This window comes from Oceanicella sp. (genome assembly GCF_056449545.1).
The window spans coordinates 1-6,352 of record NZ_JBWOMN010000119.1; the positions used below are offsets into that span (position 1 = coordinate 1).

The 6,352-nt window shown below is 68.9% G+C and carries 4 protein-coding genes and 1 riboswitch; of the genes, 3 read left to right on the forward strand and 1 reads right to left on the reverse strand.

Annotated elements, in window-relative coordinates; genetic code table 11:
• The 3 genes from AC1HC7_RS15765 to AC1HC7_RS15775 form a co-directional block, all read left to right on the forward strand.
• A partial coding sequence (locus AC1HC7_RS15765; protein WP_479499206.1) for an amidase occupies positions 1-1,659 on the forward strand: 1,659 nt, incomplete at its 5' end.
• 25 nt (positions 1,660-1,684) lie between these two features.
• A complete protein-coding gene (locus tag AC1HC7_RS15770) occupies positions 1,685-3,445 on the forward strand; it encodes an AMP-binding protein (protein ID WP_479495585.1) in 1,761 nt (586 codons plus the stop codon).
• A gap of 85 nt (positions 3,446-3,530) precedes the next feature.
• Positions 3,531-3,746: riboswitch (cobalamin riboswitch) on the forward strand.
• A gap of 142 nt (positions 3,747-3,888) precedes the next feature.
• Entirely contained in the window at positions 3,889-5,832 is a 1,944-nt protein-coding gene (locus AC1HC7_RS15775; protein ID WP_479495584.1) for a TonB-dependent receptor plug domain-containing protein, read from the forward strand.
• 10 nt (positions 5,833-5,842) lie between these two features.
• Here the strand turns inward: AC1HC7_RS15775 and AC1HC7_RS15780 are convergent.
• The coding region (locus AC1HC7_RS15780) for a TonB family protein (RefSeq protein WP_479499207.1) at positions 5,843-6,352 on the reverse strand (510 nt) is incomplete at its 5' end.

A 6,352-nucleotide genomic window follows, 5' to 3' on the forward strand; every position in this document is an offset into this window, starting at 1 on the left:
AAAGTGGATCGGTTTCTCGGGTTCGGGGCGGCGCGCGCCACCCGCGCCAACGCGCCCCCGCGCGCCGCGCCGGTCTTCGCAACGCCCGCGCCCGGCGCCGCCCCGCCGTCCTCCATGCCCGCCCGCAAGCAACCGGTGACCAACATGACCATCAAGCGCCCCACCCTGTCGCAGATGCGCGCCATGGCCGAACGCTTCGGCATGAATCTCGGCGATGACGAACTGCTGGAATATCTCGAAATCATCGAACCGAACTTCCAGTCCTACGACCGGCTTGACGCCGCGCCCGACAACTTGCCCGAGACCCGCTACCCCCGCGCCCCCGGGCATCGCCCGACGCCCTCGGACAACCCGCTCAACGCCTGGTATTACAAGACCGAGATCAAGGGCGCCCTGGATGGCCCGCTGCGCGGCCGGACGGTGGTGGTGAAGGACACGGTCTGCGTCGCCGGGGTGCCGATGATGAACGGCTCGTCGATCATGGAGGGCTACACGCCAGAGATCGACGCCACCATCGTCACCCGCATCCTTGACGCCGGCGGGACCATCGTCGGCAAGTCGCATTGCGAGAATTTCTGTCTTTCGGGCGGTTCGCACACCAACGCCTCGGGCCCGGTGCACAACCCGTGGAAGCGCGGCTTCATGGCCGGGGGCTCGTCGTCAGGCTCGGCGGCGCTGGTGGCCAGCGGCGAGGCCGACATGGCCATCGCCGGGGATCAGGGCGGCTCGATCCGCATCCCGTCCTCCAATTGCGGGGTCTACGGCATGAAGGCGACCCACGGGCTGGTGCCCTATTCGGGGATCATGCCGGTGGAGCAGACTATCGACCATGTGGGCCCGATCACCGCCAACGTCGCCGACAACGCGCTGTTTCTGGAGGTGCTGGCGGGCGAGGACGGGCTGGACCCCCGCCAATACGCGCCGCGCGCCTGTCACTACGTCGAGGCGCTGGGGCGCGGCGCGCGCGGGCTGCGCATCGGCGTGCTGAAGCAGGGCTTCGATCGCCCCGAAAGCGAAGCCGACGTGGACCGGAAGGTGCGCGCCGCCGCCGACAGGTTCCGCGATCTTGGCGCGCAGGTGTCCGAGGTGTCGGCGCCCGAGCATGATTTCGCCACCGATTGCTGGACCGCGATCACGCTTGAAGGCCTGCAGGACCACATGATGCGCGGCAATTCCGGCGGCACCAATTATCGCGGGCTGTTCGTGCCCTCGATGATGGATCACATGGCGCAATGGCGCAGCCGGGCGGACGAGCTGTCGCATTCGCTCAAGGTGTCGATGTTCGTGGGCGAATTCTTTCAGGAAAACCATCGCGGGCGGTTCTACGGCAAGGCCCAGAACCTGATGCGCCGGGTGGTCGCGGCCTATATGGCGATCTTTCGCTCGGTGGATCTGCTGCTGATGCCGACGGTGCCCATGAAGCCGCAGCCGATCCCGCCCGCCGACTGCTCGGCCAGCCTCTATGTGCAGCGCGCCTTCGAGATGATCGGCAACACCGCGCCGTTCAACGCCACCGGGTTCCCGGTGATGTCCGCGCCCTGCGGGCTGTCCGAGGGGTTGCCCATTGGCATGTCGCTCGTGGCGCCGCATTTTGGCGAAATGATCATCTACCAGGCCGCCCATGCGTTCGAGCAATCCGGCGACTGGCGTGATTTCTAGGACGCAAAGCTCAGGGAGACGGCGGATGTCCATTCTGAACGAAAGCCTCGCAGGCGGGATCGGCGCGCCGTCCGCGCCTGCGGGGCGCGACGGCCATGCCGATGCGGCGCCGCGCGAAAACCGCTCCTACGTGGTCGGCGACAAGACCGAGGAACTGCGCCACATCACCATCCCGCAGCTGCTGCGCGAAACCGTGTCCCGCCACGGGCCGCGGGACGCGGTCGTGCTGCCGCGCGAGGGCCGGACCCTGAGCTATTACGATCTGGACCGGGAGGTCGACGCGCTGGCCTCGGGGTTCCTGGCGCTGGGGCTGGGCAAGGGCGACCGGGTCGGCATCTGGGCCCCGAACCGTCTGGAATGGCTGCTGACCCAGTTCGCCACCGCCCGCATCGGCGTCATCCTGGTCAACATCAATCCGGCCTACCGGCTGTCGGAACTGGACTACGCGCTGAACAAGGTGGGCTGCAAGGCGCTGGTGCTGGCGGAACGCTTCAAGACCTCGGATTATCTGAAGATGATCCGCACCCTGGCGCCGGAACTGGCCGACGCGCCCAGGGGGCGGCTGAACAGCGCCCGGCTGCCGCATCTGAAGATCGTCATCGCCATGGGCGACGACCCCGGCCCCGGGATCCACGCCTTTGGCGAGGTGCAGGCGCTTGGCGGCCCGGCCCAGCAATTGCGGCTGGACGCGATCACCGGATCGCTGAGCCCGGACGACCCCATCAACATCCAGTTCACTTCGGGCACCACCGGCGCGCCCAAGGGCGCGACGCTCACCCATTTCAACATCGTCAACAACGCCCGCTTCGTCACCGGCCGCATCGATTTCAGCGAAAACGACCGGCTGTGCATTCCGGTGCCGCTGTATCACTGCTTCGGCATGGTCATGGGCGTGCTGGGCTGCGTCGCCAAGGGCGCGGCGATGGTGTTCCCGGGCGAGGCCTTCGACCCCGACGAGGCGCTTGACGCGGTGGAGAAAGCCCGCTGCACAGCGCTTTACGGCGTGCCCACCATGTTCGTCGCCATGCTGGAGCGCGCCGAGGCCGGCGGCCATGACCTGTCCTCCCTGCGCACCGGGATCATGGCCGGCGCGCTGTGCCCGATCGAGACCATGCACGGCGTGATCGAGCGCATGAACATGGCCGAGGTGACGATCTGCTACGGCATGACCGAAACCTCGCCGGTGTCCTTCCAGAGCTTCGTCGACGATTCCATCGAAAAGCGCTGCGCCACTGTGGGGCGCATCCACCCGCATCTGGAGGTGAAGATCATCGACGACTCCGGCGCCATCGCCCCCATCGGATCGCCGGGCGAGCTGTGCACGCGCGGCTATTCGGTGATGCACGGCTACTGGGACGATCCGGAAAAGACCGCCGAGGCGATCGATGGCGGCGGCTGGATGCGCACCGGGGATCTGGCGGAGCTGGACGCGGAAGGTTTCTGCACCATCGTCGGGCGGCTGAAGGACATGATCATCCGCGGCGGCGAAAACATCTACCCGCGCGAGATCGAGGATTTCCTGCGCCGCCATCCGGATGTGGGCGATGTTCAGGTTTTCGGCGTGCCGCATCAGCGGCTTGGCGAGGAGGTCTGCGCCTGGGTCACGCCCGCGCCGGGCGCCGCGCCGGACGCGCAGGCGCTGCGGGATCACTGTCAGGGCCAGATCGCCCACTACAAGATTCCCAGACATATCCGCATCACCGACGAACTGCCGATGACGGTCACCGGCAAGCCGCAGAAATTCCTGATGCGCGACTGGATGATCGAGAACTGGAAGGATTTCTGACGCGCCATGTCTGACGCGCCATGTCTGACGCGCCGGGGTCGCCGCCCCGGCCCATAATCCTGTTGACGCCGGCGAACCCGCTGGCTTAGCTGGCGCCAGCTTTGGTTCCTACCCGCCCACGGGCGGATGGATGAAAAGGGAACACGGTGCGGATGCCCCCGACGGGGCCAATGCCGTGGCTGCCCCCGCAACTGTAAGCGGCGAGCCCTGCTTCCAAACGCCACTGACCGCGCAGGTCGGGAAGGCGAGGCAAGGGCCCCGACCCGCGAGCCAGGAGACCTGCCAAGGCCATCACCCTTCCGTGACGCGGGGCGCGTCGTCGGGGCGGTTTCTTCCGCAGCGGTGAGTCTGAATGGCCTTTGGCGGGGTCGGGCTCTCGGGGTCTCTCTCTCTCCATCGGCGCGATGCAACCGATGCGGCGGGCCCCCGCCCGCCGGAGGGGAATGACCATGAGAAAACTTTGCTGCGCATTCGCGGCCCTGTCCGCGATTCCGGTCCTTGCGAGGGCGGAGGAGCCGCTGGCGCTCGGCGAAATCCTGGTGTCGGGCGGGCAGAGGCCGATCGCCGCCGACGCCTATGGCCGGGCCAGCAGCGTGGTGACCGCCGAAGACATCGAACGCCGCCAGATCCGCGACGCCGCCGAGGCCCTGCGCGCGTTGCCCGGGGTCGCGGTCAACCGGTCGGGCGGGCCTGGCGGCCTGACCCAGATCCGCCTGCGCGGCGCCGAGGGCAACCACGTGCTGGTGCTGATCGACGGCGTCGAGGTCTCGGCCGCGCAGACCGGAGAATACGATTTCGCCGGGCTGCTCGCTGCCGATATCGAGCGCATCGAGGTGCTGCGCGGCCCGCAATCGGCGCTTTACGGCTCCAACGCCGCCGCCGGCGTGATTTCCATCGTGACCCGGCGTGGCCCGCGCGGCGGCTTCGCTGCAGGCGGCGCGGCCGAGGGCGGATCCGGCGCCGCGGGGCTGGCCTCGGCCTATCTGCGCGGCGGCAATGACCGCTTTGACCTGTCGCTGTCGGGCGCCTATCGGCGTGACGGCGGCTTTGACGTCAGCGACAGCCCCGGGGGCGAGGATGACGCGGATCGCAACCTGACCCTGAACGCCAGGGCCAGCGTCACGCCGTTTGACGATCTGTCGCTGGGCGCCTCGTTCCGGCTCGTCGATCGCGATTCGGAGTCCGACCAGTTCAATTTCGGCGCCGCCGAGCGGGCCGGGCTGGTGAGCGACGCCGACAATTCGCTGCGCCAGCGCGAGGTTTTCGCATCGCTGCACGGGCGGCTCGACAGCTTCGGCGGGCGCGTCCGGCATGGCGCGCGGCTGAACTACACCGATGTGAGATCGAAAAACCTCACCAACGCGGCGCCCAGCGCCGATGTGGCCTCCAGCCGCCTGAAAGCGGCGTATCAGGCCAGCGTCGCCATTGACGCGCCGACGCTGGACGCCGCGCGGCACAGCCTCGCGCTCGCCGTGGAATGGGAGCGCGAGCGCTTCGAGAACGTCGATCCGGCGCTGGTCTTCAACCCGTCGCAACTGGCGCGGCAGACCCGCGCGTTGTTCGGCGTCGCCGGGGAATACCGGGGCAGGTTCCTCGACGATCTCGACGTGCAGATCGGCTTGCGCTACGATCTGAACGATGATTTCCAGGACGCCTTCACCTACAGCGCCGGCGCGTCCTATCTGCTTGAGGCCACCGGCACGCGGTTTCACGGCAGCTTCGGCAAGGGCGTCACCAACCCGACCTTCTTCGAACAGTTCGGCTTCATTCCCGCCGCTTTCGCCGGCAATCCCGATCTTGAGCCCGAGGCGAATTTCAGCTGGGACCTGGGGGTCGAGCAAAGCTTCTGGGACGATCGCGCCACGATCGACGTCACCTATTTTCAGGAACGCCTGAAGAACGAGATCGAGACCCTGTTCCCGGCCCCGGCCTTCATCGCCACGCCGGTCAACCTGGCCGGAACCAGCCGCCGGCAGGGCGTCGAGGTCGCCGGCAGCGTCGCGGTGACCGACGGCCTCAGCCTCTCGGCCGCCTATACCTGGCTCAACGCCGCAACCGCCGACGGCGGCATCGAGGCGCGCCGCCCGCGCCATGAAGGCCGGGTGTCGGCGAGCTACGCCTTCATGGGCGGCGACGCCGAGGTCACCGCGTCCGCGCGCGTGGTGATCGGCAATTACGACACCGATTTCACCGCCCCGGCCTTCGGCGCGTCGCGGGTGCGGCTCGATGACTACGCGGTGATCGACATCGCCGCCGCCTATCGGCTGAACGAAACCGTGCGGATCACCGCGCGGATCGAGAACCTCGCCGACGCCGCGTATCAGGAGGTCGACGGCTACACCGCCCGCGGCGTCACCGGTTTCGTCGGGCTGAGCGTGGCCTATTGAGGCGGCGCGCTCAGCGCAGGGCGAAGCGCATCGGAATCGCGAAGCTGAACCGGCGACCGGACAGCCCGGCGGGCGGCGCGGGGTAACGGCCCACGGCCCGGGCAGCGGCCAGCGCGGCGCGGTCCAGCGCCGCGCGCCCCGATGATCGCGCCAGCCGCGCCGACAGCAAACCGCCCCTGCGGTCGATGGTCACGACGATGCGGACGACGCCTTCGCGCCCGCGACGCAGGGCCGGTCGCGGGTAGCGCTTCCGGCGGGCGACGGCGGCCCGGACCTCGGCGCCGAAAGCCTGCAGCAGCGTTTGCCGCGTGCCGCCCGGTGCGGCGGCGGTCGCGGTTTGCCCGCCGCCGGACCCATCGGGACCCGTCCGGGACCTGCGCGGCGCCTGGTCCTGCGCGCGCCGCTCCTCGCCGGGGTTGGAATGCGCCGCCGCCGTTTCAAGACCCGCCGGGCGGCGGGCGGGAATCGGCGCCTGCGCGACCCCGGACGCCGGGTCCGCCGCGCCCGCGGGGGGCGGGGT